The organism is Malaciobacter halophilus, assembly GCF_002837275.1.
GTDB classification, from domain to species: Bacteria; Campylobacterota; Campylobacteria; order Campylobacterales; family Arcobacteraceae; genus Malaciobacter; species Malaciobacter halophilus.
Genome location: NZ_NXIF01000098.1, coordinates 1 through 1677, shown reverse-complemented (window position 1 = coordinate 1677; position 1677 = coordinate 1). Strand labels below are relative to the sequence as shown.

1 protein-coding gene is annotated in these 1677 nt (G+C 25.8%); it reads right to left on the bottom strand.

What is annotated here, in order from left to right:
• A partial coding sequence (locus tag CP960_RS13565) for a type VI secretion system Vgr family protein (protein ID WP_101185990.1) occupies positions 1-1677 on the bottom strand: 1677 nt, incomplete at both ends.

Below are 1677 nucleotides of genomic sequence, written 5' to 3'. Positions count from 1 at the left end.
ACTGTTATGATTGAGTCTTTTTGTATTGTCTCTTCTTTATCATTTTCTACTAATAGTTTTGAGTTATTCTCTATATGTTTATATTCATCATTTAACACATGGGTTTTTAGATTCTTTTGTGCTCTAAATGATAGTAACTCTTCACCTTGTTTATCTTCAAACAGTATCTCATTATATCCTTGTTTATGTTCATATTGTGGCATTGAGTTTGTTTTGATATAACTCTTTGTTTTATCTTTTGGAAGGTTATAGGGTACTTTATTCTCTCCATTATATAAGCTTCCTATTATTATTGGTTTATCTATATCTCCATTTACAAAGCTTACTATTACTTCACTATTTACTCTTGGTAAAAATTGTGCTCCATAATTATTACCTGCAAAGAAGTTTGAGTATCTTAAGTAACAAGATATTGTTTTATTCTCTTCAAAGTGAAACAGTACTTTTATTCTTCCTTGTTCATCTACATCTATTGTATTTGCATCTTCTTTTGTATTATTACTACTTGCTACTATTGCTGTTTGTACTGAGTTTATTCTTGGTTTTATTATTGTATATGGTGGAACATAATCTATATCTTTTGGTATTGAAGTAAATTCTACTTCATATTGCAGTTCATGTTTTTTCTTTTCATTTATATTTTGTATATATTCATCCAATGCATTTGGAAAGATTCCATTATATTTTACTTCAAGAATAACTACATCAAATACTTTTTTTGCACCTTCATCTTCTAGTTTTATACACAAAGAGTCATTTATTACTAACTCTTGGCTTGTTCCTTTTATCAAGTTTGATTTTACATATTCTCTTTTTGCTTCTATTTTATTATATTTATTCAAATCCTTATAAAGACTCTCATCAAGTACATTTAGTTTATCTCTTAGGTTATTTCTTTTTATATCTGTTCTTAATTGACTTGTTGATTGATTATCTTTTATACTTGAGCTTATTGCTGCTCCTGTTTGTATTTTATATTCTAAGCTTGGATTTGAGTAATCATAATAATCTTCTATTATATTAGTTGCACTAAATTTTTTACTATGATTAAATTGGCTTACTGCGCTATAACTATTTATTATTGCATGTTCATTTAAGTTACACAAAACTATATTATATGGATTATTCGAAGAGTATTCTACTATAAAGCTATATCCCTCTTCTTCACATAGCATTGTTAGAAATTCCAAATCACTTTGATTATATTGGGTTGTATATTCTCTTGTTACTTCATTTTTTATATCTATTTTTATATCTACTTTTATATTTAATAGTTGGTTATATCTATTTATTATTTCACTAAAGATTGTACTTACTTTTCTTTCATGATATATTTCATATCTTTTATTTAATCCTAGATAATACAAAGGCGATACTATTTTTACTTTATATAGATGTTTTTTTGCTACTACACTATCTTCACTTGCTTCATAAATTTTTCCAAAAATATTTTTTTTATCTATTGGGTTTACTTCATCTTGGATTATTAGTTCTACATCTGTATCTACTATATCTTCTATTTGTATAAACTCTTCACTTACAAATACTACTTCAAATTCATATGGACTATTTACTTTACTAATTCCATTTAGTTTATATACACTTAGACTCTCATTTAGTATATCTGGCAGGTCACTTCTATAGTTTAGTAGTTTGATTCTTGATTTTATGGTTTGT